Genomic DNA, 25678 nt, shown 5'->3' with positions numbered 1-25678 from the left:
AGTGCATCGTCCACCCCAGCCAGCGGCCAAGTGCGCATGAATGCGCCGGTTTTCTACTTCGCCGCGACCTTCATCCTGCTGTTCGGCATCACTGTCATCGCTATCCCGCAACAGGCCGGGGCCTGGCTGCTGGCGGCGCAAAACTGGGCGGCCAACACGGTCGGCTGGTACTACATGCTGGCGATGACCCTGTATCTGGTCTTCGTGGTGGTCACCGCGCTATCGGGCTACGGCAAGATAAAACTCGGTGCCGACCACGACGAGCCCGAATTCAGTTACCTGTCCTGGGCCGGCATGTTGTTCGCGGCCGGCATCAGCATCACGCTGTTTTTCTTCTGCGTATCCGAACCCCTGACGCACCTGGTGCAGCCGCCACAAGGCGCGCCGATGAACGCCGATGCGGCGCGCCAGGCCATGCAGATTCTGTTTCTGCACTGGGGCCTGCACGGCTGGGGCGTGTTCGCGTTTGTCGGCATGGCGCTGGCGTATTTCGCCTACCGGCATAACCTGCCGCTGGCGTTGCGCTCGGCGCTGTATCCGCTGATCGGCAAGCGCATCAACGGCCCCATCGGTTATGCCGTGGATGGCTTCGGCATCATCGCTACGGTGTTCGGTCTTGGCGCCGACATGGGCTTTGGTGTGTTGCACCTCAACTCCGGCCTGGACTACCTGTTCGGCATTGCCCACACCCAGTGGATTCAGGTTGGCCTGATCACGCTGATGATGGGCGCGGCGATTCTGGTGGCGGTGGCCGGCGTCGATAAAGGCGTGCGGGTGATGTCCGACATCAATATGCTGCTGGCCTGCGCGCTGCTGCTGTTCGTGTTGTTTGCCGGACCTACCCAGCATTTGCTCAACACCCTGATCCAGAACATCGGCGATTACCTCGGCGCCTTGCCGACCAAGAGTTTCGATGTGTACGCCTACGACAAACCGAGCGACTGGCTGGGCGGTTGGACGGTGTTCTACTGGGCCTGGTGGATCGCATGGTCGCCGTTCGTGGGCCTGTTTATCGCACGGATTTCCCGTGGCCGTACCATTCGCGAATTCGTGTTCGGCGTGCTGCTGATCCCGCTGGGTTTCACCCTGGCATGGATGTCGATTTTCGGTAACAGCGCCATCGACCAAGTGCTTAACCACGGCATGGCCGCGCTCGGTCAGTCGGCCATTGATGACCCGTCGATGAGCCTCTACCTGCTGCTGGAAACCTATCCGTGGAGCAAAACCGTCATCGCGGTCACGGTGTTTATCAGCTTCGTGTTTTTCGTCACTTCGGCGGATTCGGGCACGGTCGTCTTGTCGACCCTGTCGTCCAAGGGCGGTAATGCCGATGAAGACGGGCCTAAATGGCTGCGGGTGTTCTGGGGCGCGATGACTGCACTGGTCACCAGTGCCTTGCTGTTCGCCGGCAGTATCGACTCGCTGAAATCGGCGGTGGTGCTGACCTCGCTGCCGTTCTCGCTGATCCTGCTGCTGATGATGTGGGGGCTGCACAAGGCGTTCTATCTGGAGTCGCAAAAGCAGATCGCGCAGTTGCATTCCCTGGCGCCGATCTCGGCCTCGCGCAAAGGCAAGGGCGGCTGGCGCCAGCGCTTGAGCCAGGCGGTGCATTTCCCGTCGAGGGATGAGGTGTACCGCTTCCTTGAGTCGACGGTGCGCCCGGCTATCGAAGAAGTGACGGCGGTGTTTGTCGAGAAGGGGCTCTCGGTGGTTACCCAGCCGGATCCGTCCAACGACAGCGTCAGCCTGGAGATCGGCCATGGCGAGGAACATCCTTTCATCTACCAGGTGCAGATGCGCGGCTACTTCACGCCGTCGTTCGCCCGTGGCGGCATGGGTTCCAAAGAGATCAACAACCGCCGCTATTACCGGGCGGAAGTGCACTTGAGCGAGGGCAGCCAGGACTACGACCTGGTGGGCTACACCAAGGAGCAGATCATCAACGACATCCTCGACCAGTACGAGCGGCATTTGCAGTTCCTGCACCTGGTGCGTTGAGGTGATCTTATCGTTCCATTCGGGCAGCCATTTGCTGTAAAACGAAAGGGCAGACTTAAGCGATTCAGCTGGTTAAAAGGCCTGGGAATAACCTTATTCCCAGGCCTTATTTGCCCTAAGCCCAGAGAGGATTCGATGACGTACATTGCTGCCGAAAACCGCTATGAATCTATCCCGTATCGCCGCGTAGGCCGCAGTGGATTGGTGCTGCCTGCACTGTCCCTGGGGCTGTGGCACAACTTTGGCGACAGCACCCCGATCGACACCCAGCGCGCCCTGTTGCGCACGGCGTTTGACCTGGGGATAAACCACTTCGACCTGGCCAACAACTACGGCCCGCCCTACGGCAGCGCCGAGATCAATTTCGGTCGTTTGCTGCGCGAAGACTTCAAGCATTACCGCGACGAATTGATCATCTCCAGCAAGGCCGGCTGGGACATGTGGCCCGGTCCTTACGGTCAGGGCGGCGGCTCGCGCAAATACGTACTGGCCAGCCTTGACCAGAGCCTGCAACGCCTGGGCGTCGACTATGTGGATATTTTCTACTCCCACCGTTTTGACGCCGACACCCCGCTGGAAGAAACCGCCAGCGCCCTCGCCACCGCCGTGCAACAAGGCAAGGCGTTGTACATCGGTATCTCGTCGTATTCCGGGGTGAAAACCCGTGAAATCGCTGCGCTGCTCAAGGAGTGGAAAGTGCCGCTGCTGATCCACCAGCCGGCCTACAACCTGCTCAACCGCTGGGTGGAAAAAGACCTGCTCGACACCACCGAGGAACTCGCGCCGGCGTGATCGCCTTCACGCCACTGGCCCAGGGTTTGTTGACGGACAAATACCTCAATGGCGTGCCAGCCGATGCACGGGTCAATCGTCCAGGCGGTGGTTCGTTGCAGGCCAAGCACTTGTCCGAAGCCAACATCGCCCACGTACGTGCGCTGAACGAAATCGCCCAGCGTCGTGGCCAGAGCCTGGCGCAACTGGCGTTGGCCTGGACGCTGCGTGATCCACGGGTCACCAGCGCGCTGATCGGTGCAAGCCGGCCGGAGCAGATTATCGAGAACGTCGGGGCGTTGAAGAACTTGAGCTTCAGTGCAGAAGAGCTGGCGGAGATCGATCGGTTTGCTCAGGAAGGTGGGATTAACTTGTGGGAAAAGCCGTCCACCGCTGAATAGCATTGAAAGCAAGCCCTTCCTGTAGAGGGAGGGCTTGCAAGTAGAACGGGCTGCTGATTTTGTTACTTTTTGTTCGGGAAACCGAGTATTTCTGCCGTTTCGTTGAAAAAAGTTTCGCGTGCAGAACGCTTTCTCAACTGTATATCTACTACTTGCGACTTGTCCGGGAGGTTGAAATAACCTTCGTCCAAGCTACAAAGGTTTTCTAGAATGTGTAGTGGCAACCCGAGCACCTGCCTTAGCTGAGATCGGGAAAGCACGTTGTTTTCAACAAGCATTTTCACTCCTCGCGCGATCAGTTGGGGCTTTTCGAAGTCAAAATCGCTGTCCATAGGCTCTCCCTTTACCCATCCCCTGGCAGATCTGGCCTTCCATAGTCTGGTGGTTGTGGTGTCGTTGATTATTTCTAGATCTAAACAACGCCTCACCATTGCGGCTACTGAGACTTTCCAGCGTGGTTTCAGAGCTAGCAACGTATCCAGTGTCGGCCAACGGACTTCTCGCAGAAAGCTTTCTGGGGGCAGTAAAAAGGCGCTTGCAAATCGATGAGCTTGAGTTTCAAGAAGTGCGTAATTCGTGTCGTACTGCTCTTTGGATATGTACCTATGCAGAACGATATGTCCGAGCTCATGGGCCGCATCAAAGCGATTTCTGATCCCGTTTGCCTTATCGGCGACAAGTAAAACATATGGCCGTTGGTCCAACTCGTACCAATTCGAAACGCCATCCATTTTCAGGTGCCCGAGTGTGGTCCGAGCACAGACAATACCTGCACTCTCCAATACGTGAACGACATTGGAGATCGGAGCTATCCCTAGTCCCCAGGTTTGACGGCATTTACTGGCCATCTGTTCGATTTCTTCGTCAGAAATCAGTTCGCAATTATGCTCTTCTAAATGCGGCACATTGACGTCAATAAATTCAAGGCTTTCTTGCAGTTTGTAAGAGATTTCTTGAAGCCACTCCAAACGTACTTCCGCTATTTCCCGTGCGCTGGTCGTAGTGCTGACCTGCGATCGAAAGAAAAATGGAGTGTTCTCGCCAGTTGTAAACTGTTCCTCAAGTAACCAGTTTTCGCTGACCCCGAAAACTTCGCATAAGCGCTGGAAGGCATCGGCCTCTGGGACCTGAAGCCCATTCTCCCATTTTGAAACGTTGCCAGAGGCGCGCCCCACCATCTCGGCGAGAGTGGTTTGCGTCATCCCAAACGCAAGGCGCAATTGCTTGAGGCGCTCTGACTGAAAGCCCGCGACTCCCGTTCTCATGGTCTACCTCTTGGCGTTTTGCTCATCATCAGCTTGGTCTTCGGTTTCTTCGGCGCGGCGCATCTTATCTCGCAATTTCACCAACTCAACTGGTTTCTGCTGAACCGCCTCATTATCAGAATAGCTTTGAAGCAAATCCTCAAATGTGCAATTCATGTGGAAGCCCTTACCGTTGAAGTACGGTACGGCCATCATGATTGCGCGTGGCTCTGACTGATCCTCTGAGCGAGTTGGAGGTGCATGGACTACGACAAGCGCATGAATCAATTGTTCGGCTACGGTATGTTTGAGCCCATCGATCCAGTCCATTTGGGTGTCTGCAAGGGATTCATTTAACGTTTTGAGTTCGCTTCGGTGTTTTGCATCGCGGATTTCCTTCTGCCAAGGAAGCACCACCGCCGTGATTCTCAGTGAGCCGAGCTCAAGCAGCACATAATTGTGCCCCTTCGGATCTGTTGACTTGATTATCGGATTCCACCGCTTCATTCCAGCCAGGGACTCCTGGACTAGCGAATGCCGTAAGTGCCCTCGCAAATCTTCATGGGGAGTATAAATCAGCAGCTCTTGAGTTTCTTTCAAGGCTTTTTGGAAGGTTTGAGGAAGTAAAACTCCAAGCTCCTCGAAAAATTCTTTATTTACCTGTGCACGGATGAACCCTTGGATTTCTTGTATTGTGACCACGTAATCACCACTCGCTATTCGGTAAGCGGATTTTTACTCCATATTTATTCGTTATGGAAGTGAGGCACTGGTTTTTTATCCAGCCGCTGATCGTTTTCTAGAGGTTGGGTATCAGAACGGCACATCCCCAAGAATCGTCGCCCGATGCATCACCCGCCGCTGCGGCCGGTAGTCATCTACCGCGTAATGCTGGGTCACGCGGTTGTCCCAGAACGCCACGTCATTCTCCTGCCAGCGCCAGCGAATGGTGAACTCCGGACGTGTCGCGTGGGCGAACAGCAGCTTTAGAATCGCCTCGCTTTCTGCCGGTTCCAGTTCATTGATTCTGGTGGTGAAACCGTCGCTCACAAACAGCGATTTACGGCCACTCACGGGATGTGTACGCACTACCGGGTGTGACAGCGGCGGGTTCTTTTTGCGGGTTTCTTCCCAGCGCAACAGGTCTTCAGCGGTGTTGCCGAAGCGCTCCAGCGGGAAGGATTTGGTGAAGTCGTGAGTAGCGGTCAACCCATTGAGCAGCACCTTCAACGGCTCGGACAACGCCTCATACGCCGCAATCCCACTGGCCCACAACGTGTCGCCGCCAAACGCCGGCAACAGTTTGGCGCTGAGCACCGCGCCGAGCGCCGGGGTCGGCAGGAAGGTCACGTCGGTGTGCCATACGGCGTTGTCGCGCACGTCGGTGACGGCGGTGTCGAGGATCAGCACTTCGGGCTGTTCCGGCACGTTGGGGTAGATCGGGTGAATGTGCAGGTCGCCGAAATTCGCCGCGAACCGCGCCTGTTGTTGCGGGGTGATGGCCTGGTCGCGAAAGAACAGCACCGAGTGAGTCAGCAGCGCCTGTTCGATGGCGTCGCGCTGTTCGAGGTTCAGAGGCTGGGTGATATCGACGCCACTGATCTGGGCGCCCAGGGCGGTGCTTAATGGTGTAACGGTCAGGCGGCTCATTTAATTCTCATCACTCAGTGTGCCTGGCCATGCCAAGGCACCAGTTTGCGCTGCAGGGCGCGCAGGCCCATTTCCATGGCGAAAGCGATCAGGGCAATGACCAGAATCCCCAGCACCACCACATCGGTGACCAGGAACTGCGCGGCCGACTGCACCATAAAACCCAGGCCGCTGGTGGCGGCGATCAGCTCGGCAGCGACCAAGGTGGACCAGCCCACACCCAGGCCGATGCGCACGCCGGTGAGGATATCGGGCAGGGCGCTGGGCAGGATCACATGGCGGATCAACTGGGCGCGGGTAGCCCCCAACGACTGCGCAGCGCGCAGCTTGGCCGGGTCGACGGTGCGCACGCCCGTCGCGGTGGCGATGGCAATCGGCGCAAAGATCGCCAGGTAAATCAGCAGCACTTTGGACAGCTCGCCGATGCCGCACCAGATCACGATCAATGGCAGGTAGGCCAAAGGCGGAATCGGCCGGTAAAACTCGATCAGCGGGTCGAGAATCCCACGGGCGATGCGGTTGGAGCCGATGGCAATCCCCACCGGCACGGCGGTCAGCACCGCAAAGCCCAGGCCCAGGCCGATACGGCTGAGACTTGCGCCCAGGTGCTGCCACAAGGTCGAGTCCATGTAGCCCGTGGTTGCCAGCAGCCAGCCTTTTTGCAGCACGGCGGACGGCGGTGGCAGGAACAGCGGCTCGATCAAACCGGTGGCGGTCACGGCCCACCAGATGGCCACGAGCGCGGCCAGTGTCAGCAGGCTGATCCAGCGTGTACTCAGGCTGCGGCGCACCGGGATGACCGCGTGCGTCACCGGCTTGGCGGCGGTGGCGGGAAGTTCGTAACTGCTCATGCGGACACCTGCCGTTGGGAGAAGACTTTGCCCAGCACGTGTTCGCGGGTCTCGATAAAACGCGGGTCGGACTTGATCGCCCGCGCCGATTCGCCGGCCGCGTAGCGTTGGCCAAAGTCCAGGTGCAGGCGTTCGACGATCTGGCCGGGGTTGGGCGCCAGCAGGATCAGATCAGTGGCGAGGAACACGGCTTCTTCGATGTCATGGGTAATCAGGAACACCGGCTTGGCCGTGCGCCGCCAGACTTGCAGCAACAGCTCCTGCATCTGTTCGCGGGTGAAGGCATCGAGGGCGCCGAAGGGTTCGTCCATCAGCAACACACGTGGGTCTGCCGCCAAGGCACGCGCCAGGCCGACACGTTGCTTCTGGCCGCCGGAGAGCTGCCAGATACGGCGGCTGTCGAAACCCGCCAGGTCCACCAGCGCGAGCATTTCCCGGGCACGCACTTCCCGTTGCGCCTTGGGTACGCCAGCCAGTTCGAGACCGAAGCCTACATTGGCCAACACATCCTGCCAGGGCAGCAACGCGTCGTCCTGGAACACCACGCCACGCTCGGCGCTGGGGCCTTTGACCGGCACGCCATCAAGGGTGATACGCCCGGCGCAAGGTTCGACAAAACCGGCAATCAGGTTCAACAGCGAGGTCTTGCCACTGCCGGACGGGCCGAGGGCCACCAGCAATTGCTGGGGCCCCAGGTCGAGTGAAATATCCGCCAGTACCGGTTCCGGGGCACCTGGGTACTGTGCGCTGATGCGCTCCAGTTGTAGCAAGGCCATCGCGATGAACTCCTTGAATCAGTTAGTGATGAACTTGGCGCTGACGTAAGGGGCGTAGTCCGGCAGCACGGCGTCGACCTTGCCTTGTTCCTTGAGGAACGCAGCGGTGTCGGTCACGGCTTTAGTGGTCGGTGCGCCGAGCAGGGTCACCTGGTCCGCGGCCAGCGGGTAGACGTTGCCTTGCAGCAGCAGCGGAATGTCGCTGGCTTTCGCGCCGGAAAGCTTCACCAGTTTGTCGACGTTGCCTTTGTCGGCGAGCCAGGCTTGTGGGTCTTTGCGGTAGGCGGAGTAGGCATCCAGAGTGACTTTGGCGAAGGCCGTGACGATTTCCGGATGCTTCTCGGCAAAATCCTTACGCACGATCCACGCATCGAAGGTTGGCGCGCCGAACTTGGCCAGTTCGCCGGAGGTGATCAGCACCTTGCCGTTTTCCTTGGCCACGCCCAGCGCCGGGTCCCAGACGTAGGTGGCGTCGATGTCACCGCGCTTCCATGCGGCGATGATTGCCGGCGGCGCAAGGTTGAGGATGGTCACTTTGGATGGGTCGATGTTCCAGTGCTTCAGCGCGGCCAGCAGGCTGTAGTGGCCGGTGGAGACGAAGGGCACGGCGATTTTCTTGCCGATCAGGTCCTGGGGGCTGCTGATCCCCGAACCATTGCGTGCCACCAAGGCTTCGGCGCCGCCGATCTGGGTGGCGACGAGGAAGGTTTCCACCGGAACTTTGCGTGTGATTGCTGCGGTCAGCGGGCTGGAACCGAGGTAGCCGATCTGCACGTCGCCGGAAGCGATGGCGGCAATGATGTCGGCGCCGTTGTCGAATTTGCGCCAGTCGATCTTGGCGTTGGTGGCTTTTTCATACGCGCCGTCGGCCTGGGCGACTTTGGCCGGGTCTACGGTGGTCTGGTAAGCGATGGTCACATCCGCCGCCTGGGCAAACAGGCTGGCACCGGCCAGTGACAATGCGGCCAAGAGGCGCAGGGGGGTAAGCAGTTTCAAGGGGAAGCTCCTCAATCAGGCGGCCGAGGGTCGGCGTGTGAGGAGACTAAATGATCTAAGAATCCGAAAATAAATAACATTTTCGAATTAGCTTATGTGGGGAACAGCTGCAGCGGGTTTTCAGTCAAGTGAAGGCAAATGTGGGAGGGGGCAAGCCCCCTCCCACATGTTGAGCCAGATTCGGCTTCAGTCAGTTGCTGATGGCCAGGATACTCGCCTGGTACGACCCGACAAACACATCGAAATCGCCCACTTCGTTCTGCTCCAGCTCCGCTTGCTGCGCCAGCGATTTACGCGCCAGTTCTTCAAACCGCGTCTGTTCCTCGGCAGCCAATGGCTCCTGGCGGAAATACTCGGCATGCAGCCGGCTCTGGTGCAGGGAGAACTGCGCAAAAGTCTCTTTGCGCTCGGCCATCGCTGCCAGTACCTGGGCCGACGGCGTCAACGACGGGTCGTTGATTTTCGCCAGTTGGGCGTCCAGCGCCTGGCTGTGCTCGCTGATACCGTGGCTCTGATCGAGCAGGGCGGCCAGCGGTGCAATCTTCTCCAGCAGTTCGGTGGCCCATTCCTTCATGTCCACCGGCGCGCCGTCGCGCTGCAATTGCAGGCCTGGACGGCGACCTTCCTTGACCACGCTGAGGAAGTTGGCGGTGGCATTGCCGCACGCATTGTTGGCGAACAACGGGCTGTCGTTCAGCGCGCAGTACAGCAGGAATGCGTCGAGGAAGCGCGACTCCGGCAGGTCGATGCCCATCGGCAGGAACGGGTTGATGTCCAGGCAGCGCACTTCGATGTACTGGATGCCCCGGGCCACCAGCGCCTGGATCGGCCGTTCGCCGGTATAGGTCACGCGCTTGGGGCGGATGTTGGAGTAGTACTCGTTTTCGATCTGCAAGATGTTGGTGTTGAGCTGCACCCACTCACCGTCCTTGTGCGTACCGATTTCGACGTATGGCGCGTAGGGCGTTGCCACCGCTTCGCGCAGGCTGTCGGTGTAGCTCGCCAAGTCGTTGTAGCACGGCGTAAGCCCGGCCTGGGCGTTGCTCTGGTAACCCAGGTCGCTCATGCGCAGGCTGGTGGCGTAGGGCAGGTATAGGGTGTCGGCGTCGAGCACTTCCAACTGGTGCGAGCGGCCGCGCAGGAAACCCGCGTCCAGGGCTGGTGAGGCACCGAACAGGTACATCAGCAGCCAGCTGTAACGGCGGAAATTGCGGATCAGCGCGATATAGGCCGTGGACTGGTAGTCGCGGTCGGTGCCGACGAACCCTTCAGTCTCCTTGAGCAACGGCCACAACTGTTCCGGCAGGGAAAAGTTGTAATGGATGCCGGCGATGCACTGCATGGTCTTGCCGTAGCGCAGGGCCAGGCCCTTGCGGTACACGTACTTGAGCTGTCCGATATTGGAGGTGCCGTAGTAGGCAATCGGAATATCTTCCTCGGCCGGCAACGGGCACGGCATCGAGGGGCTCCACAGGTATTCGCTGCCCAGCTTGGTGTAGGCAAATCGGTGGATCTTGTCCAGGCTGCTCAGGGTGTCGGCCGGGTTGGGCAGGGCTGGGGTGATGAACTCCAGCAGCGATTCCGAGTAGTCGGTGGTGATCAATTCATTGGTCAACGCGGCGCCCAGGGCTTCCGGGTGCGGCGTTTGCGCCAGGCGACCTTCACCGGTGACACGTAGGCATTCACGCTCGATGCCATGCAGGCACTGCTCTAGCAGGGAGAGGTGTTCGCGCTTGCCGAGCAGAGCCAGGCGGCGGTTGAGAAGTTCGCTCAAGTTGGATTCCTTCACGCGTCAGTCGCCCCAATATGGGGGTGGGCAGGACGGTCTACAAGGGTGAAGTTAAAACTGGCGTGATCGCCTGGTTTTGAGTCGATTTGACCCGCGTTAAAAAAGCCTACTTCACTCCATGAATTGGGCCATAGCGCAGCAGGAAAATTCCGACGCCGTTATCGCAGCGCCGAAATTAACTCAAATCGAGGGTGAGGAGCTATAGGACAGCGAAGGTGCCCTGTGCTTTTGCGACAAGTCTTTCGTCCTGATACACATCGGCTTCGACCACCAATGTGCGCCGGCCGGCGTGAATCACCCGGCCGGTGCACAGCACATCCCCGTCTTCCACGGCGCGGATGTAGTTGATCTTGCACTCGATGGTCGCGCTCTGCTGGTCAAAGCCATGGCTGCTGGAGCAGGCCAGGCCCATGGTGATGTCCACCAGGCTGAAAATCGCCCCGCCATGGAGCTTGCCCGCACGGTTGCGCAAGTGCGGCTCCAGGGTCAGGGCCACCTGTGCAACGCCTTCTTCAAGGTGTTGCAGGCGGCAGCCGATCAGTTCGCTGAACGCGCTCTGAGTCAAACCGGCCGGGATCTCCATCAGCGTTTCTTCAACTGCTTGGCGTTGGCAAAGAGCGAGGCCATGGCGTTGTTGCTTGGCGCTGCAGTCGCGGTTTCCTTGCGCGGTTGACTGCTTTCGGAACGGTTCTGCGACTGGCGCGGTGCCGAGCCTGGGCGTGCGCCACGGGCACCGTCGATTTTCTCGCCGGGGGTGTCGCTCATGCGCATCGACAGGCCGACGCGTTTGCGTGGAATGTCGACTTCCATGACCTTGACCTTGACCACATCACCGGCTTTCACCGCTTCGCGTGGGTCCTTGATGAATTTCTCCGAAAGCGCGGAGATATGCACCAAACCGTCCTGATGCACGCCGATGTCCACAAATGCGCCGAAGTTGGTCACGTTGGTGACGACACCTTCGAGGATCATGCCCAGTTGCAGGTCCTTGAGGTCTTCGACGCCGTCCTGGAACTCTGCGGTCTTGAACTCTGGACGGGGGTCGCGGCCAGGTTTTTCCAGTTCTTGCAGAATGTCGGTGATGGTCGGTACGCCGAAGGTTTCGTCAGTGTACTTCTTGGGGTCCAGGCGCTTGAGGAACGCGGCGTCGCCGATCAGCGAGCGGATGTCGCGGTCGGTTTCGGCGGCAATGCGTTGCACCAGCGGGTAGGCTTCCGGGTGGACGGCCGACGAATCCAGCGGATTGTCGCCGTTCATTACGCGTAGGAAACCAGCGGCTTGTTCGAAGGTTTTCTCACCCAGGCGTGCGACCTTTTTCAGCGCGGCGCGGGTTTTGAACGCCCCGTTCTCGTCACGGTGAGTGACGATATTCTGCGCCAGGGTGGTGTTCAGGCCGGAAATACGTGCCAGCAGCGCGACCGAGGCAGTGTTTACATCCACGCCGACCTTGTTTACGCAGTCTTCCACCACCGCATCCAGGCCACGCGCCAGTTTCAGCTGTGACACATCGTGCTGGTACTGGCCGACACCGATGGATTTAGGGTCGATTTTCACCAGCTCGGCCAGTGGATCCTGCAGGCGACGGGCAATGGACACCGCGCCACGGATCGAGACGTCGAGGTCCGGGAATTCCTTGGACGCCAGTTCCGACGCCGAGTACACCGAAGCGCCCGCCTCCGAGACCATGACCTTGGTCATCTTCATGGCTGGGTATTTCTTGATCAGTTCGGCGGCCAGCTTGTCGGTTTCACGGCTGGCGGTGCCGTTGCCGATGGCGATCAGGTCCACCGAATGCTTGGCGCACAGGGCGGCGAGGATCGCGAGGGTCTGGTCCCACTTGTTATGCGGCACATGCGGGTACACGGTGGCGTGGTCCAGCAGCTTGCCGGTGGAGTCGACCACCGCCACTTTGCAGCCGGTGCGCAGGCCAGGGTCAAGGCCCAGGGTAGCGCGGGGGCCGGCCGGCGCGGCCAGCAGCAGGTCGTGCAGGTTGTGGGCGAACACGTTGATGGCTTCGGTTTCGGCGCCATCACGCAGTTCGCCGAGCAGGTCGGTTTCCAGGTGGGTGTAGAGCTTGACCTTCCAGGTCCAGCGCACCACTTCACCGAGCCACTTATCCGCAGGACGATTCTGATTCTGGATGCCGAATTGTTGACCGATCATGCCTTCGCACGGGTGCATGCTGCCCGGCAACTCGTCGCCGACTTTGAGCGCGGAGCTGAGAATGCCCTCGTTGCGGCCACGGAAAATCGCCAGGGCACGGTGGGACGGCATGCTTTTGAGCGGTTCGTCATGCTCGAAATAATCGCGGAACTTGGCGCCTTCTTCCTCTTTGCCGGCGATGACGCGAGCACTGAGGATGGCTTCCTGCTTGAGGTATGTACGCAGTTTTTCCAGGAGGCCGGCGTTTTCGGCGAAGCGCTCCATGAGGATGTACTTGGCGCCTTCGAGGGCGGCCTTGACGTCGGCGACGCCTTTTTCGGCATCGATAAAGCGAGCAGCTTCGGTGTCCGGGGTCAGCGACGGGTCGTTGAACAGGCCGTCGGCCAGCTCGCCCAGGCCGGCTTCGAGGGCGATCTGGCCCTTGGTGCGGCGCTTTTGTTTGTAGGGCAGGTAGAGGTCTTCAAGGCGGGTCTTGGTGTCGGCGAGCTTGATGTCGCGCTCAAGCTGTGGGGTCAGCTTGCCCTGTTCCTCGATGCTGGCGAGGATACTGATACGCCGTTCGTCGAGTTCTCGCAGGTAGCGCAGGCGCTCTTCCAGGTGACGCAGTTGGATGTCGTCGAGGCTGCCGGTCACTTCTTTTCGGTAACGGGCGATGAAGGGCACCGTGGAGCCTTCATCCAGTAGAGCGACGGCCGCTTCGACCTGTTGGGGGCGTACACCGAGTTCTTCGGCGATGCGGCTGTTGATGCTGTCCATAAATCCACCTGAAATTCTTAGAAGCAGCTCGCAGGCCCGGAAAACAAGGCCTTGCGCGGCTGGTTGAGCGGCCTGACGGGCGCCGCTGCCTGGGTCAAGAGGCTGCCTATTGACCCTCGAAATCGAAAAAATCACCACAAGCGGGTAAAAAAAGCCCCGGCAGTAAACGGTAACGATCTGACATTGCCCTGCACGGAGGCGCCGCATTATAACCAGCGTTCTGTCCTTGAGGGCTACTGCGCCAATGGTTGTACGGCGCGGGTTTGCTGGCAGTCGAGGAAAAATCTGCTAACAATGCACACGGTGCGTATAACGGCAGCTAGGCCATAATGCGCGCCGAGATAAGAGGAGCATCCAATGAGCAGCACTGCACAAACTGCTGAAGGCGAAAAAATTCTCATCGTTGATGACGATCCAGGGCTGAGCAGCCTGCTGGAGCGATTCTTCAATTCCAAGGGCTACCGTGCCCGCGCGGTGCCAAACACCGAGCAGATGGATCGCCTGCTGGGGCGCGAAGTCTTCAATCTGGTCGTACTCGACCTGATGCTGCCTGGCGAAGACGGTCTGACAGCTTGCAAGCGCCTGCGCGGCGCGAACAATCAGATTCCAATCATCATGCTCACTGCCAAGGGCGATGAGCTGAGCCGCATCAAGGGCCTTGAACTGGGCGCCGATGACTACCTGGCCAAGCCCTTCAACCCGGATGAGTTGATGGCGCGGGTCAAGGCCGTATTGCGCCGTCAGGCAGCGCCGGTGCCGGGCGCGCCGGGCAGTGAAGATGAAAGCGTTACCTTCGGCGACTACGAACTGTCGCTGGCCACCCGCGAGCTCAAGCGTGGCGACGAAGTGCACATGCTCACCACCGGCGAATTCGCAGTGCTCAAGGCCCTGGTGATGAACGCACGCCAGCCGCTGACCCGCGACAAGCTGATGAACCTGGCCCGTGGTCGCGAATGGGACGCCCTGGAGCGCTCCATCGACGTGCAGATTTCCCGTCTGCGCCGGATGATCGAGCCGGACCCGTCCAAACCACGGTACATCCAGACGGTCTGGGGTGTGGGTTATGTGTTTGTGCCGGATGGCACCGCCACCAAGTGACCGACGATTTGCACGGCGGGCATTCTGGCGTTTGACTCTGTGAGGGTCGACGGGATGCCCGGCGTCTGCAATTCTGCGAGCGCCGTTCGTTCCTGCAAGGTGTCCAGCTGTCATCTATGAAAACCCCGCTGTGGTTCCCACAAAGTTTCTTTTCCCGCACCCTTTGGCTGGTGCTGATCGTCGTTCTGTTTTCCAAGGCACTTACGCTGGTTTATCTGTTGATGAACGAAGATGTGCTGGTGGATCGACAGTACAGCCACGGTGTCGCCCTGACGCTGCGCGCCTATTGGGCCGCTGATCCCGAGAACCGCGAGAAGATCGCCAAGGCTGCCACGTTGGTGCGCGTGGCGGGCGCCGGTGTGCCCGAAGGCGAGCAGCATTGGCCCTATAGCGAGATTTACCAGCGTCAAATGCAGGCCGAACTGGGTGAAGACACCGAGGTTCGTCTGCGCATGCATGTGTCTCCCGCTTTGTGGGTGCGTGCGCCGAGCCTGGGTGAAGACTGGCTGAAAGTGCCGCTGTACCCCCATCCGTTGCGGGGGCAGAAGATCTGGAACGTGCTGGGCTGGTTCCTGGCGATCGGGTTGCTTTCAACGGCATCCGCGTGGATTTTCGTGCGCCAGCTCAACCAGCCCCTTAAACGGCTGGTGTTTGCCGCCCGGCAATTGGGCCAGGGGCGCAGCGTCCGTCTGCCGGTAAGTGATACGCCCAGTGAAATGACCGAAGTGTACGGCGCGTTCAACCAGATGGCGGAGGACGTCGAACAGGCCGGGCGCGAACGTGAGTTGATGCTGGCCGGCGTGTCTCACGACCTGCGCACGCCGCTGACGCGATTGCGATTGTCCCTGGAGTTGATGGGCAACCATACCGACCTGACCGACGACATGGTCCGTGACATTGAGGACATGGATGCGATTCTCGACCAGTTCCTTGCGTTTATCCGCGATGGCCGCGACGAGGTGGTTGAGGAAGTCGATTTGACGGATCTGGTGCGCGAAGTGGTCGCACCCTATAACCAGAGCGGCGAACAGGTGCGCATGCGCCTTGAGCCGATCCAGCCGTTCGCGTTGCGACGTGTGTCGATGAAGCGTCTGCTGAACAACTTGATCGGCAACGCCTTGCATCACGCAGGTTCGGATGTGGAAGTGGCTGCGTACGTATCAGGCGACAGTGCCGCGCCCTATGTGGTGCTGAGTGTGATGGACCGCGGAACGGGGATCGATCCGGCGGAGCTGGAAGGCATTTTCAACCCGTTTACCCGTGGGGACCGCGCCCGTGGAGGCAAGGGTACGGGGCTGGGGTTGGCGATTGTGCGGCGGATTGCCTCGATGCATGGCGGCAATGTTGAGTTGCGTAACCGCGAAGGCGGCGGCCTTGAGGCGCGGGTGCGTTTGCCGCTTGGTTTGATGCTACCCAGGGACGCGGTCTAACCCGCAACAGAGATAAAAAATGTGGGAGCGGGCTTGCTCCCACATTTGGTTTTCAGGGTGCCAGAGATGGGCTTTATCAGCCCTTGCCCTTGGTCCTGGTCATATTCGGCCCACCATTCTTCTCCAGGTGCTGAATGATGATTCCGGCCACATCCTTGCCGGTGGTGGTCTCGATCCCTTCCAGCCCGGGCGACGAGTTCACCTCCATCACCAGCGGCCCATGGTTCGACCGCAGGATATCCACACCCGCCACGGCCAAGCCCATCACCTTGGCTGCCCGCAATGCAGTCATGCGCTCTTCTGGGGTGATCTTGATAAGGCTGGCACTGCCGCCACGGTGCAGGTTGGAGCGAAACTCTCCAGGCTTGGCCTGGCGCTTCATCGCCGCAATGACCTTGTCACCCACCACGAAGCAGCGGATATCCGCACCGCCGGCTTCCTTGATGTATTCCTGCACCATGATGTTCTGCTTGAGGCCCATGAACGCCTCGATCACCGATTCGGCTGCCGTTGCGGTTTCACATAACACCACGCCGATGCCCTGGGTGCCTTCCAGCACCTTGATCACCAGCGGCGCACCGTTGACCATCTCGATCAGGTCCGGGATGTCATCGGGGGAGTGGGCAAAGCCGGTGACCGGCAGGCCGATGCCCCGGCGCGACAGCAGTTGCAGCGAACGCAGTTTGTCTCGCGAGCGCGCAATGGCCACGGATTCGTTCAAGGGGAACACCCCCATCATTTCGAACTGGCGCAACACCGCGCAGCCATAGAACGTCACCGAAGCACCGATACGCGGAATGACGGCATCAAAGCCTTCCAGCGGTTTGCCGCGGTAATGGATCTGCGGCTTGTGGCTGGCGATGTTCATGTAGGCACGCAACGTGTCGATCACCACCATTTCGTGGCCACGTTCGGTGCCCGCCTCAACCAGGCGGCGGGTGGAATACAGACGCGGGTTTCGCGACAGCACAGCAATCTTCATGCAGCACCTGGGGCAGGAATAGTAGAGACCGGGAACACCGGCTTGTCTTGAACGTACTTGATGCCTGGGTTGACGACCAATTGACCGTCAATCAGCGCCTTGGAACCCAGCAGCAAGCGGTAACGCATGGCCTTGCGGCAGGCCAGGGTGAACTCCACCCGCCATACCCGATCACCCAGCGCCAGGGTGGTGCTGATCACATAGCGCACCTGCGCATGGCCGTTGGAGCTCTTGATGGTTTTCATTGTCACCAGCGGTGCTTCGCAGCGGCGGTGGCGCAGTTGCACAACGCTGCCGAGGTGTGCGGTAAAGCGCACCCACTGCTCACCGTCGCGCTCAAAGGGCTCGATATCGGTGGCGTGCAGGCTTGAGGTGCTGGCACCGGTATCGATCTTCGCGCGCAGGCCTGCCACTCCCAAGTCGGGAAGTGCCACCCACTCACGCAGACCCACAACGGTCAAATGGTCAAATGTTTTCAAAATGGGTAACCGATCAATTCGCCCAGGCTTTCGGTGAAACCTCGGCCAGGGCTTTGAATGCAGGCTTGGCGAACCAATAGCCTTGCATCAGAAATATTCCACAGTCAGACAGAAAGTCGCGTTCGCCGGCACTTTCGATGCCTTCGGCGATGACAGTAACGTTCAACTGCTCACAGATTGTGACAATCCCCTGGACGATCACCTGACGGACACGATCCTGGTCGACATCGCGGATTAGCGCCATGTCGAGTTTGATCAAGTCAGGTTGGAAATCAGCCAGCAGATTCAGCCCCGAATAGCCCGCGCCGAAGTCGTCGATGGCGGTCTTGAAGCCGAACTCGCGGTATTCACGCAGAATATTCGTCAAATGGCGATAGTTATCTACATGCTCGCTTTCCAGGGTCTCGAAAATCAGTTGGTCCAGCGGGAAATTGTGCGCGCGAGCCGCCTGCAGGGTGCTGCGGATGCACAACTCCGGACGGTACACGGCGTTGGGCATGAAGTTGATGGATAGGTGGGTTTGCATCCCCAGGGCGGCAGCACCGGCAATCGCCTGGGTGCGGCAGCGCTGGTCGAAGCGGTAGCGGTTGCTTTCGTTGACTTGGTCCAGCACCGACAACGCCCCTTCGCCTTGTGTACCGCGCACCAAGGCTTCGTGGGCAAAAATCGAATGGTCCCGAAGGTCTACGATAGGCTGGTAGGCGAAAGCAAAATCGAAACCCAAAGGTTCGTTTTGCTGGCAGCCTACGCAACGCTGGTCAGGCGAGGTGAGTGAAGTGGGAAAGTCGGTCACGGCGTATCCTCGCGAAAACAGGGTGCTACCTGGCGTATCTTAGGCGAGCCTTGGGGTTTATGCGTCGAAGGGTTTCAACGGTAAAGTTGCGACATTTTTCAGAGCGAGGAATTCAAGTGGCTCAAAAGCAGGAAGAGGAAGAAAAGGTCCGTCTGGACAAGTGGCTGTGGGCAGCGCGTTTCTATAAAACCCGTGCCCTGGCCAAGGCCGCCATCGAGAGCGGCAAGGTGCACCATCGCGGCGAGCGCTGCAAGCCGGGCAAGGAGCCGCGTGTCGGCGATGAGTTCCAGATTCGTACCGGTTTTGATGAAAAAACCATCGTGGTCCAGGCACTTTCCATCGTGCGCCGTGGCGCGCCTGAGGCTCAGGCTCTTTACGCCGAGACTGAAGCCAGCATCGCCAAGCGCGAAAATGCAGCGGCGATGCGTAAGGCAGGTGCTTCAGGCCTGACCACGGATGGCAAGCCGAGCAAGAAGCAGCGTCGCGATCTGTTCAAGTTTCGCGGCAGTGGCAATGACGACTAACTGCGCAAAAAGCAGATCCAGTGTGGGAGATAGCGCTCCCACACGTAGCCTGTGGTGCTAGGGGGTTGCGCGCAGGACACTCAATCGCCCGATCAATGGCCATTTGGCCATCAGCGCAAACACCGGCGTCGTTACCCGCATCAGCATTCCCGACACCACTGCCGCAAACGGCGTGTAATAACCCCAGCCCAACGCTAGCAGCGCCAGCAACACACCGCCGATGTAATCGTCCTGCCCCCAATGCGCCCCCGCTACCAGGCGCGGCATCATGAACAACACCGCCAGCCCCCAGATCACAAGCCTCTGGCTGATACGCCGGGCAAACACCGTCATGAACATCCCCCAGATCAACAACACCGACGCATGATCCCCCGGGAAGCTCTGGCTCGAACGGTCCTTCAGCTCCCAGGTCTTCTCCAGGCCAGGGAAATAGTCACTCATCTGAATTGCCCCGCCGATCACCATCGACGGGCTGCTGTGCTGCCAGCCCATCTGCGCCGCCCATTTGGAAAACAGCATGCGGATAAACAACAACAGCAACAAAATGCCGACAAAACCTAACAGTGCCTGTCGCACCTGTACTGCCTTGAACACCCAGTCGCCGCGAATCAGCAGCGACAGCAGGATCACACCGACCACCGCATCAAAGGGTCGCAAACTCGCCACAGCCCACACGTGCAGCCAGGTTGTGTGGGTTGCCAGCGGGTCATTTAGCAGATGAAACAGCCACTCGTCGAAAATCACACAGAGCATCTGGCCCGTGGGCCACAGCCAAAAACACAGCAACGCGATAGCGAGTAGATTGCACAGAGCCCATCGCCGGAGGTTCCACTTGGCTTGGAACAAACCCGGATTGTTCATAAACTGTTCCTCTTCGCTCTATTTAAGCTCTCTGTTTCCAGGAGAAAGCCGCACCAAAACGGTGCTAAAGCGTTTAATTTTATAAACCTTGTAATCAATTTGTCATCAATTCAGATACCCAGACCTATGACTGATCTACCGGATACCGACTTCACCCAACGTTTCATCTTCGACGAGAGCGACGCCCGCGGCGAGATGGTTTCGTTGGAACTGAGCTATGCCGAAGTCCTCGCCAAGCACGCCTATCCGGAGCCGGTCGCGCAACTGCTCGGAGAGCTGATGGCCGCTGCGGCGTTGCTGGTGGGCACCATGAAGTTCGACGGTTTGCTGATCCTGCAAGCCCGCTCCGAAGGCCCGATCCCGCTGCTGATGATCGAGTGCTCCAGCGAGCGTGACATCCGTGGCCTGGCCCGTTACGACGCCGGCCTGATCGCTGCGGACGCGACCTTGGCCGACCTGATGCCGAACGGCGTTTTGGCGCTCACCGTCGACCCGACTGTGGGCCAGCGCTACCAGGGCATCGTCGACCTTGACGGCAAAACCCTCTCGGAATGCTTCACCAACTATTTCGTGATGTCCCAGCAAGTCGGCACCAAGTTCTGGCTCAACGCCGATGGCAAGCGCGCCCGTGGCATGCTGCTGCAACAACTGCCGGCTGACCGCATCAAGGACGACGATGACCGCGCTGAAAGCTGGCGGCACACCATCGCCCTGGCCGACACCCTGAAAGCCGAAGAGCTGCTGGGCCTGGACAACGAAACCATCCTGCATCGCCTCTACCACGAAGACCCTGTGCGCCTGTTTGACGCACAAAGCCTGCGCTTCCATTGCAGTTGCTCCCGGGAACGCTCAGGTAACGCCTTGGTCAGCCTGGGCCTGGAAGATGCGCAAAACCTGGTGGTAGAACACGGCGGCAATATCGAAATCGACTGCCAGTTCTGCAATCAGCGCTACCTCTTTGATGCAGCCGATGTCACCCAGTTGTTCGCTGGCGCGGGCATCGACACGCCTTCTGACACCCGCCACTAAAACGTTTAAGCACAGGTAAATCACCTGACAAATGCCGGATTAGAGGTGTTCTGACGGGAGGGCCCTACTCTTTTTGGGCTTTTCTGGCATAATCCGGCCCACTTTTTTCGCGGTAGTAGTGCGCAACTTTCTACTACAAAACGTTTGGAGCACTCGGCCATAGGCCGACGGGGAACCTCATGACGCAAGCCAATAACGCCGTATACACCGATCTGAGTGTTGACGATCTGGTCAAAGAAGCCCTGCAGCGCGGTGAAGGCGTGCTTGCCGATACTGGCGCACTGGTCGTAGAAACCGGTCACCGCACCGGTCGTTCGCCGGTCGACCGTTTCATCGTTGAAGAGCCTTCCACCCAGGACGCTATCGCCTGGGGCCCGATCAACCGCAAGTTCCCGGCCGACAAGTTCGATGCCCTGTGGGCTCGCGTCGAGGCTTTCAACAACGCGCAGGAGCACTTCGTTTCCCACGTTCACGTAGGGGCTGCCGAAGACCACTACCTGGCCGTGAAAATGACCACTCAGACTGCCTGGCAGAACCTGTTCGGTCGTTGCCTGTTCATCAACCCGGCCCAGTACAACCCGGCCGGCCGTGACGAATGGCAAGTGCTCAACGTGGCCAACTTCGAGTGCGTGCCAGAGCGTGACGGCACCAACTCCGACGGCTGCGTGATCCTCAACTTCGCACAGAAAAAAGTGCTGATCGCTGGCATGCGTTACGCCGGTGAAATGAAGAAAGCCATGTTCTCGGTGCAGAACTTCCTGCTGCCGGCTTCCGACGTACTGCCGATGCACTGCGCCGCCAACATTGGCGAAGCGGGCGACGTCACCCTGTTCTTCGGCCTGTCCGGCACCGGTAAAACCACCCTGTCGGCCGACGAAAGCCGTTACCTGATCGGTGACGACGAACACGGTTGGGGCGAAGGTGTGGTGTTCAACATCGAAGGCGGTTGCTATGCCAAGTGCATCGACCTGTCCGAGAAGAACGAGCCGGTGATCTGGAAAGCCATCAAGCACGGTGCAGTATTGGAAAACGTCGTGATCGACGACGCCAAGCACGCCGACTACGCCGACGTGAGCCTGACCCAGAACAGCCGCGCCGCCTACCCGCTGGAGCACGTTGCCAAGCGTTCCGAGAAGAACCTGGGCGGCGAGCCAAACGCAGTGATCTTCCTGACCTGCGACCTGACCGGCGTGCTGCCACCCGTGTCGATCCTCAGCGAAGAACAAGCGGCCTACCACTTCCTGTCCGGCTACACCGCACTGGTGGGTTCGACTGAAATGGGTTCGGGCAGCGGCATCAAGTCGACCTTCTCGACCTGCTTCGGCGCGCCATTCTTCCCACGCCCGGCCGGCGAATACGCCGAGCTGCTGATCAAGCGCATCCGCGGCTTCGGCTCCAAGGTCTACCTGGTCAACACCGGCTGGACCGGCGGCGGCTACGGCGTTGGCAAGCGTTTCAACATCCCGACCACTCGCGGCGTCATCGCAGCGATCCAGAGCGGCGCGTTGATCGGTGCGCAAACCGAGCACCTCGACACCATCAACCTCGACGTGCCATTGGCCGTACCGGGCGTTGAAACCGGCCTGTTGAACCCACGCAACACCTGGGCTGACAAAGCTGCTTACGACGAAGCGGCCAAGGCGCTGGCCGGTCTGTTCGTTGAGAACTTCAAGAAGTTTGAAGTGAGCGATGCGATCAAGGCTGCGGGTCCTAAGTTGTAAGATCCGCATGTTGTGAAAAAGCCGCCTCTTGTGGGCGGCTTTTTTGTGCGCGAAAGGTCAGTTGGCGATATACCCAGCCACATTTGAGTTCCGGTGTGTTTGGAGTCGGCGTTAGCTCAGCTCAGGTTTTCCAGGGTCTGCGTGTCCCAGCTGTGGGTCTTGATGGCCAGGTAGAGCATGCCAATGGTCAGCGGGACCTTGTCGCCATGTCCCTTGCCCCGGCGCTTGAGGAACACATCAAAGACCGGCGGGTTGAAGTAACGGTAAGTGTCGTAGTCGCCCAGGTCGAGGGCGAATTCCTGCTCCAGCGCTTCCATCAGTTGCTTGGCTTCACTGCCGTCACAGCCCAAGTCGAAGTTGAGTGAGGTTTGCAGGCGGATGGTCTTGTGTTTCGGCAGGCCGATTTCCTCGTGCAGCAGTTGCAGGAGTTGCTGCATGACGGGGTCTTCGGGGAAGTTGGGGGCGAGGTTCATGGTGGGGACACGCAGGAGTGGGTGGGTGGGACGATTGCGTTGGTAGCGGTACTTGTTCTGGCTGGTTAGCAAAATGATGCCTGTTACAAAAGCGATGACCGGCAGGCTCTCTATCGGTGAATCCCTTATCCAAGAGGTGGCGCAGAATAAGATTGTCGGACCGCTTACCACAAGGACGAGTCCAAAACCTGTTCTGAATATGGGCCGCTTGATTGTTTTGTCGGCTAAGGCGGCAAGGGCCAAGAGTAGGATCAGGCTGATCCAATGGATGTACTCGATCATTGTATTAGCCACCCAGGAACTGTCGGACCATCGCCGAGAGCGATCGTTGAGGACCGATGCCTCCGTTGATCTGAGCGTCGAGCCCTATAAGGCGGAGCACCGTAAAGGTGATGCCGTAATGACCGATGTATTGAGTCCTTTCTATATTCACGGGTTTTCGCCGGGACAGTTGAGAGGGCGCTATTTTCATTCGGCTGCGGGTAACTTCTATAGAGGCGTGGGCGGGTATTTGGAGTAGTTTGGGAAGAGGATTGCGCGGTATTTGGCGGTTTCCTACGGCGGTTTCCGGTATTTATGGCTTGGCAGCGATTTGATAGAAGAAACGGTTCAATTGTATGAGGCGCGGTTCGGTCAAATGCTGACAGGCCTGCTGATACACCGCTCAAAAATCGCCTCCAGGCCCCGATAATCACACGCCACCGCATCGATATTCGCCGGTATCCATGCCGCGTGCTTGACCAACCACCAGTTCACTGAGAACCCCGCGTTCACGATGATCTGTTCAAACAGAATCCGCTGCGCCCGGCCGTTGCCCTCGCGGAAAGGGTGGATGACATTCAGGTCGCCATAGGCCTCGGCGACCTTGCTCACCAGTTCGGTCTGGCTTGCGCCGACAAACCAGTTTGCCTCTGCCATCTGCCGGATGATCTTCGCGGCTTCAGGCGGGATGCGTTCCGGGGTGCAGAACAGCGTGTCGCCTTTCTGGATGTTGACGCTGCGCAGCTCGCCGGCCCAGTCGTAGATATCGCCGAACAGGGTGCGGTGGATGTGTTGCAGGCGGTCGAGGTCGTAAGGCGGTGGGAAGAGCGGCAGGTTGGCTACAGCGATTTCGGATAATTCACGCTCGGCCTGCTGCAGGCGGGCTTCGTCGAGCAAATCGAGGCGGTTACGCAGGACGCAGCTACCGGGGTAGCAGTACGGATCCTGGCCCACCCCGTATTTGTCGAGCATCAGCGTGGGGTGTTGCGGTACTTGGCAAGGACGGCTTCGCGGGTCGGCAGGGGTTTGTCGACGTCGGCCGGTTGGGTGTCGAACCCTTCCAGGCGCAGGCTGGCCAGGTAATTGGAACGGCGGATCTTGTGGTAATGATCCTGCTTTTGCTCAAACGTCGGTTCGCTCATCGCAGCGTACTCCTGGGTAGCAAGGCTTGATTGTAGCGCAATGCTTCGGCGGGTAGGCGGGATAAAAACCACGTCACATTTTGTATAAAAACTCCGCCAGTCGGCTGAATTCAGCGTATGTTTCACCGCAAAATCTTGTAGGGCGATTCCGCCCGCTACTTAAAGGGAGTTAAGCATGGGTTTGCTTCGTATCGCTTCGGCGATGTCATTGTGTGCGGTGGCTTTTGCTGTCCAGGCCGAGCAGTTGCCGATTGAAGTACTCAGCGCCGTGGTCAAGGACCAGAAAATCGCCGACGCCGAAGTGCTGCTGCAACGCAACGGCGCGCAGAATGTGGTGGGGCGCACCAACGGCCAGGGCCAGGTGACCCTGACTAGCGAAGCTGCCGACGATGCCAGCAACCTGCTGATCATCAAGAAGCCCGGCTATTCCAACCTGGTGGTGAAGTGCCCGTGCAAGGGCATGACCTACGCCATCAGCCCGGTGATGGACAACCTCGACGGCCTGCGCGTCGTGTTGACCTGGGGCCAGACACCGGCAGATCTCGATTCCCACATGATCTTCCCCGGCAACAACATCTACTTCGAGAACCAGAAAGGCACCGACGCCGAACTGGACGTGGATGACACCGACAGCTACGGCCCGGAAACCATCACCCTGCAGAAAAAACACTACGGCGAAAGCTATGTTTACGCCGTGCATGACTACAGCAACGGTGGCAATCCGGGTTCGCGCCAGCTATCCAACAGCGAAGCCAAAGTGTTTGTGTACATGGGCCAGTCGTTGGTGCGCACTTACTACGTGCCTAAAAACCGCAGCGGCAACCTGTGGACCGTATTCCGCATGACCGGCAGCGGCGACTTCCAGGACATCAACACTTTCAGCGGCGTCACCGTGAATGCTGCGAATGTACTCAATGAGGTCAAACCGCTGCTCGATGACAGCGTTGCAGTGACGGCGGTTACCGTCAGCTCTTCCGTACAAACTGATGCGAAGCGTCTGAACCTGCAAGGCGAAGCAGCCTACCAAGCGGGTAATCTCGACCAGGCCATCGACCTGTTCCGTCAGGCCATCGAGTTGGACAATAGCTTCGGCAAGGCCTATGGCAACCTCGGCCTGGCCTATCAGAAAGCCGGTAACACGGCCGAGTCGATCTGGGCCAACCGCAAGGCTATCGCCCTGGCAACCGGTGCGAATGCTGCGACGGTACGTGCCGGCGCCTACTACAACATTGCGCGGATCTACGAAGCGGCGGGCCAGTTCCCGGATGCGTTGCGTCACTACCAGTTGGCCAAGGAGCAAAAGGCCAATCCGGTGTATGACACGGCGATTGAGCGGGTACGCAATCGCTGATTTCACTGTAGTGCCGTGCTAAAAATATGGGAGGGGGCTTGCCCCCGATAGCGGTGGGTCAGCCAGCTTATTTGTCGCTGACCCCACTGCAATCGGGGGCAAGCCCCCCTCCCACATTTGTGTAGCGTTGTTCCTACAA

At 59.1% G+C, this 25678-nt stretch carries 24 protein-coding genes and 1 pseudogene; 9 read left to right on the top strand and 16 right to left on the bottom strand.

Annotation, left to right across the window (positions count from 1 at the left end):
* Window positions 1-36: 36 nt before the first annotated feature.
* Complete coding sequence (betT, locus tag IQK56_RS12620) at window positions 37-1998, top strand: choline transporter BetT (RefSeq protein WP_177411588.1); 1962 nt, start codon at window positions 37-39, stop codon at window positions 1996-1998.
* Between the two features lie 135 nt (window positions 1999-2133).
* Window positions 2134-3170, top strand: a pseudogene (gene mgrA / locus IQK56_RS12615) (L-glyceraldehyde 3-phosphate reductase).
* 62 nt (window positions 3171-3232) lie between these two features.
* On the opposite strand, the gene IQK56_RS12610 reads toward mgrA, so the two are convergent.
* From IQK56_RS12610 to IQK56_RS12570, 9 genes are all read right to left on the bottom strand, one after another.
* Window positions 3233-4435: a helix-turn-helix domain-containing protein gene (locus tag IQK56_RS12610; RefSeq protein WP_150762196.1), complete on the bottom strand. Its 1203-nt coding sequence runs from the start codon at window positions 4433-4435 to the stop codon at window positions 3233-3235.
* 3 nt (window positions 4436-4438) lie between these two features.
* Window positions 4439-5116 carry a hypothetical protein gene (locus IQK56_RS12605; protein WP_150762195.1) on the bottom strand — a complete coding sequence of 226 codons (678 nt, stop codon included), beginning with the start codon at window positions 5114-5116 and terminating at the stop codon, window positions 4439-4441.
* Window positions 5117-5227: 111 nt separating this feature from the next.
* Window positions 5228-6064, bottom strand: coding sequence for a taurine dioxygenase (gene tauD, locus IQK56_RS12600; protein WP_150676250.1), 837 nt, complete (start codon window positions 6062-6064; stop codon window positions 5228-5230).
* A 14-nt stretch (window positions 6065-6078) separates the two neighbouring features.
* Complete coding sequence (gene tauC, locus IQK56_RS12595) at window positions 6079-6915, bottom strand: taurine ABC transporter permease TauC (RefSeq protein ID WP_122305838.1); 837 nt, start codon at window positions 6913-6915, stop codon at window positions 6079-6081.
* Complete coding sequence (tauB, locus tag IQK56_RS12590; protein ID WP_193864133.1) at window positions 6912-7691, bottom strand: taurine ABC transporter ATP-binding subunit; 780 nt, start codon at window positions 7689-7691, stop codon at window positions 6912-6914. The genes tauC and tauB overlap by 4 nt, the downstream gene beginning before the upstream one ends.
* Before the next feature lie 18 nt (window positions 7692-7709).
* On the bottom strand, window positions 7710-8687 hold the full coding sequence (gene tauA / locus IQK56_RS12585; RefSeq protein ID WP_193864132.1) for a taurine ABC transporter substrate-binding protein: 978 nt from the start codon (window positions 8685-8687) through the stop codon (window positions 7710-7712).
* Between the two features lie 190 nt (window positions 8688-8877).
* The gene (gene gshA, locus IQK56_RS12580; protein ID WP_122305841.1) at window positions 8878-10461 is read right to left on the bottom strand and encodes a glutamate--cysteine ligase; all 1584 of its coding nucleotides are present in this window, start codon (window positions 10459-10461) and stop codon (window positions 8878-8880) included.
* 214 nt (window positions 10462-10675) lie between these two features.
* On the bottom strand, window positions 10676-11059 hold the full coding sequence (locus IQK56_RS12575; RefSeq protein ID WP_099584401.1) for a PaaI family thioesterase: 384 nt from the start codon (window positions 11057-11059) through the stop codon (window positions 10676-10678).
* On the bottom strand, window positions 11059-13395 hold the full coding sequence (locus tag IQK56_RS12570; RefSeq protein ID WP_150676254.1) for a Tex family protein: 2337 nt from the start codon (window positions 13393-13395) through the stop codon (window positions 11059-11061). The genes IQK56_RS12575 and IQK56_RS12570 overlap by 1 nt, the downstream gene beginning before the upstream one ends.
* Window positions 13396-13752: 357 nt before the next feature.
* Here IQK56_RS12570 and ompR point away from each other — a divergent pair, with 357 nt between their 5' ends.
* Together ompR and IQK56_RS12560 are read left to right on the top strand one after the other, a co-directional pair.
* Window positions 13753-14493, top strand: a complete 741-nt coding sequence (ompR, locus tag IQK56_RS12565) for an osmolarity response regulator transcription factor OmpR (protein ID WP_003213175.1) — start codon at window positions 13753-13755, stop codon at window positions 14491-14493.
* A 116-nt stretch (window positions 14494-14609) separates the two neighbouring features.
* Window positions 14610-15923 carry an ATP-binding protein gene (locus IQK56_RS12560; protein WP_193863936.1) on the top strand — a complete coding sequence of 438 codons (1314 nt, stop codon included), beginning with the start codon at window positions 14610-14612 and terminating at the stop codon, window positions 15921-15923.
* A 76-nt stretch (window positions 15924-15999) separates the two neighbouring features.
* Here the strand turns inward: IQK56_RS12560 and rimK are convergent, their stop codons facing one another.
* The 3 genes from rimK to rimA are packed head-to-tail and all read right to left on the bottom strand — an operon-like array spanning window position 16000 to window position 18177.
* Window positions 16000-16905, bottom strand: coding sequence for a 30S ribosomal protein S6--L-glutamate ligase (gene rimK, locus IQK56_RS12555; protein WP_003171022.1), 906 nt, complete (start codon window positions 16903-16905; stop codon window positions 16000-16002).
* Entirely contained in the window at window positions 16902-17384 is a 483-nt protein-coding gene (gene rimB, locus IQK56_RS12550) for a retropepsin-like aspartic endopeptidase RimB (protein WP_122308428.1), read from the bottom strand. Before rimB ends, rimK begins: the two co-directional genes overlap by 4 nt.
* A 13-nt stretch (window positions 17385-17397) precedes the next feature.
* Window positions 17398-18177, bottom strand: a complete 780-nt coding sequence (gene rimA / locus IQK56_RS12545; RefSeq protein ID WP_122308427.1) for a S6 modification regulatory phosphodiesterase RimA — start codon at window positions 18175-18177, stop codon at window positions 17398-17400.
* Between the two features lie 116 nt (window positions 18178-18293).
* On the opposite strand from rimA, the gene IQK56_RS12540 reads away from it, so the two are divergent.
* A complete protein-coding gene (locus IQK56_RS12540; protein WP_003236026.1) occupies window positions 18294-18701 on the top strand; it encodes an RNA-binding S4 domain-containing protein in 408 nt (135 codons plus the stop codon).
* A 57-nt stretch (window positions 18702-18758) separates the two neighbouring features.
* On the opposite strand, the gene IQK56_RS12535 is transcribed toward IQK56_RS12540, so the two are convergent.
* Window positions 18759-19562: a phosphatase PAP2 family protein gene (locus IQK56_RS12535; protein ID WP_150762190.1), complete on the bottom strand. Its 804-nt coding sequence runs from the start codon at window positions 19560-19562 to the stop codon at window positions 18759-18761.
* 126 nt (window positions 19563-19688) lie between these two features.
* Between IQK56_RS12535 and hslO the strand changes: the two genes are divergently transcribed.
* Together hslO and IQK56_RS12525 are read left to right on the top strand one after the other, a co-directional pair.
* Entirely contained in the window at window positions 19689-20591 is a 903-nt protein-coding gene (gene hslO / locus IQK56_RS12530; protein ID WP_193863935.1) for an Hsp33 family molecular chaperone HslO, read from the top strand.
* Window positions 20592-20770: 179 nt separating this feature from the next.
* Complete coding sequence (locus IQK56_RS12525; protein WP_122308424.1) at window positions 20771-22312, top strand: phosphoenolpyruvate carboxykinase; 1542 nt, start codon at window positions 20771-20773, stop codon at window positions 22310-22312.
* Window positions 22313-22428: 116 nt separating this feature from the next.
* Here the strand turns inward: IQK56_RS12525 and IQK56_RS12520 are convergent, their stop codons facing one another.
* Window positions 22429-22785: a DUF1493 family protein gene (locus tag IQK56_RS12520; RefSeq protein WP_027605145.1), complete on the bottom strand. Its 357-nt coding sequence runs from the start codon at window positions 22783-22785 to the stop codon at window positions 22429-22431.
* A gap of 52 nt (window positions 22786-22837) precedes the next feature.
* On the opposite strand from IQK56_RS12520, the gene IQK56_RS12515 reads away from it, so the two are divergent.
* Complete coding sequence (locus IQK56_RS12515) at window positions 22838-23305, top strand: hypothetical protein (protein ID WP_193863934.1); 468 nt, start codon at window positions 22838-22840, stop codon at window positions 23303-23305.
* 113 nt (window positions 23306-23418) lie between these two features.
* Here IQK56_RS12515 and IQK56_RS12510 read toward each other — a convergent pair whose 3' ends face one another.
* A complete protein-coding gene (locus tag IQK56_RS12510; RefSeq protein ID WP_193863933.1) occupies window positions 23419-24018 on the bottom strand; it encodes a putative adenosine monophosphate-protein transferase Fic in 600 nt (199 codons plus the stop codon).
* On the bottom strand, window positions 24018-24188 hold the full coding sequence (locus tag IQK56_RS12505) for a YhfG family protein (protein WP_016979054.1): 171 nt from the start codon (window positions 24186-24188) through the stop codon (window positions 24018-24020). The genes IQK56_RS12510 and IQK56_RS12505 overlap by 1 nt, the downstream gene beginning before the upstream one ends.
* 175 nt (window positions 24189-24363) lie before the next feature.
* Between IQK56_RS12505 and IQK56_RS12500 the strand changes: the two genes are divergently transcribed.
* On the top strand, window positions 24364-25539 hold the full coding sequence (locus IQK56_RS12500; RefSeq protein WP_193863932.1) for a tetratricopeptide repeat protein: 1176 nt from the start codon (window positions 24364-24366) through the stop codon (window positions 25537-25539).
* The last annotated feature ends 139 nt before the right edge of the window (window positions 25540-25678 follow it).

It is taken from the genome of Pseudomonas cyclaminis, assembly GCF_015163715.1.
GTDB lineage: Bacteria > Pseudomonadota > Gammaproteobacteria > Pseudomonadales > Pseudomonadaceae > Aquipseudomonas > Aquipseudomonas cyclaminis.
This window is presented reverse-complemented; position numbering and strand designations above follow the sequence as displayed.

Coding starts and splice junctions, on each gene's coding strand:
- ompR (WP_003213175.1), top strand. CDS start 13,753: ATGAGCAGCACTGCACAAACTGCTGAAGGCGAAAAAATTCTCATCGTT.
- IQK56_RS12610 (WP_150762196.1), bottom strand. CDS start 4,435: ATGAGAACGGGAGTCGCGGGCTTTCAGTCAGAGCGCCTCAAGCAATTG.
- IQK56_RS12505 (WP_016979054.1), bottom strand. CDS start 24,188: ATGAGCGAACCGACGTTTGAGCAAAAGCAGGATCATTACCACAAGATC.
- hslO (WP_193863935.1), top strand. CDS start 19,689: ATGACTGATCTACCGGATACCGACTTCACCCAACGTTTCATCTTCGAC.
- tauC (WP_122305838.1), bottom strand. CDS start 6,915: ATGAGCAGTTACGAACTTCCCGCCACCGCCGCCAAGCCGGTGACGCAC.
- IQK56_RS12510 (WP_193863933.1), bottom strand. CDS start 24,018: ATGCTCGACAAATACGGGGTGGGCCAGGATCCGTACTGCTACCCCGGT.
- tauD (WP_150676250.1), bottom strand. CDS start 6,064: ATGAGCCGCCTGACCGTTACACCATTAAGCACCGCCCTGGGCGCCCAG.
- IQK56_RS12570 (WP_150676254.1), bottom strand. CDS start 13,395: ATGGACAGCATCAACAGCCGCATCGCCGAAGAACTCGGTGTACGCCCC.
- IQK56_RS12535 (WP_150762190.1), bottom strand. CDS start 19,562: ATGAACAATCCGGGTTTGTTCCAAGCCAAGTGGAACCTCCGGCGATGG.
- IQK56_RS12520 (WP_027605145.1), bottom strand. CDS start 22,785: ATGAACCTCGCCCCCAACTTCCCCGAAGACCCCGTCATGCAGCAACTC.
- tauB (WP_193864133.1), bottom strand. CDS start 7,691: ATGGCCTTGCTACAACTGGAGCGCATCAGCGCACAGTACCCAGGTGCC.
- betT (WP_177411588.1), top strand. CDS start 37: ATGAATGCGCCGGTTTTCTACTTCGCCGCGACCTTCATCCTGCTGTTC.
- IQK56_RS12575 (WP_099584401.1), bottom strand. CDS start 11,059: ATGGAGATCCCGGCCGGTTTGACTCAGAGCGCGTTCAGCGAACTGATC.
- IQK56_RS12500 (WP_193863932.1), top strand. CDS start 24,364: ATGGGTTTGCTTCGTATCGCTTCGGCGATGTCATTGTGTGCGGTGGCT.
- IQK56_RS12525 (WP_122308424.1), top strand. CDS start 20,771: ATGACGCAAGCCAATAACGCCGTATACACCGATCTGAGTGTTGACGAT.
- rimK (WP_003171022.1), bottom strand. CDS start 16,905: ATGAAGATTGCTGTGCTGTCGCGAAACCCGCGTCTGTATTCCACCCGC.
- IQK56_RS12560 (WP_193863936.1), top strand. CDS start 14,610: ATGAAAACCCCGCTGTGGTTCCCACAAAGTTTCTTTTCCCGCACCCTT.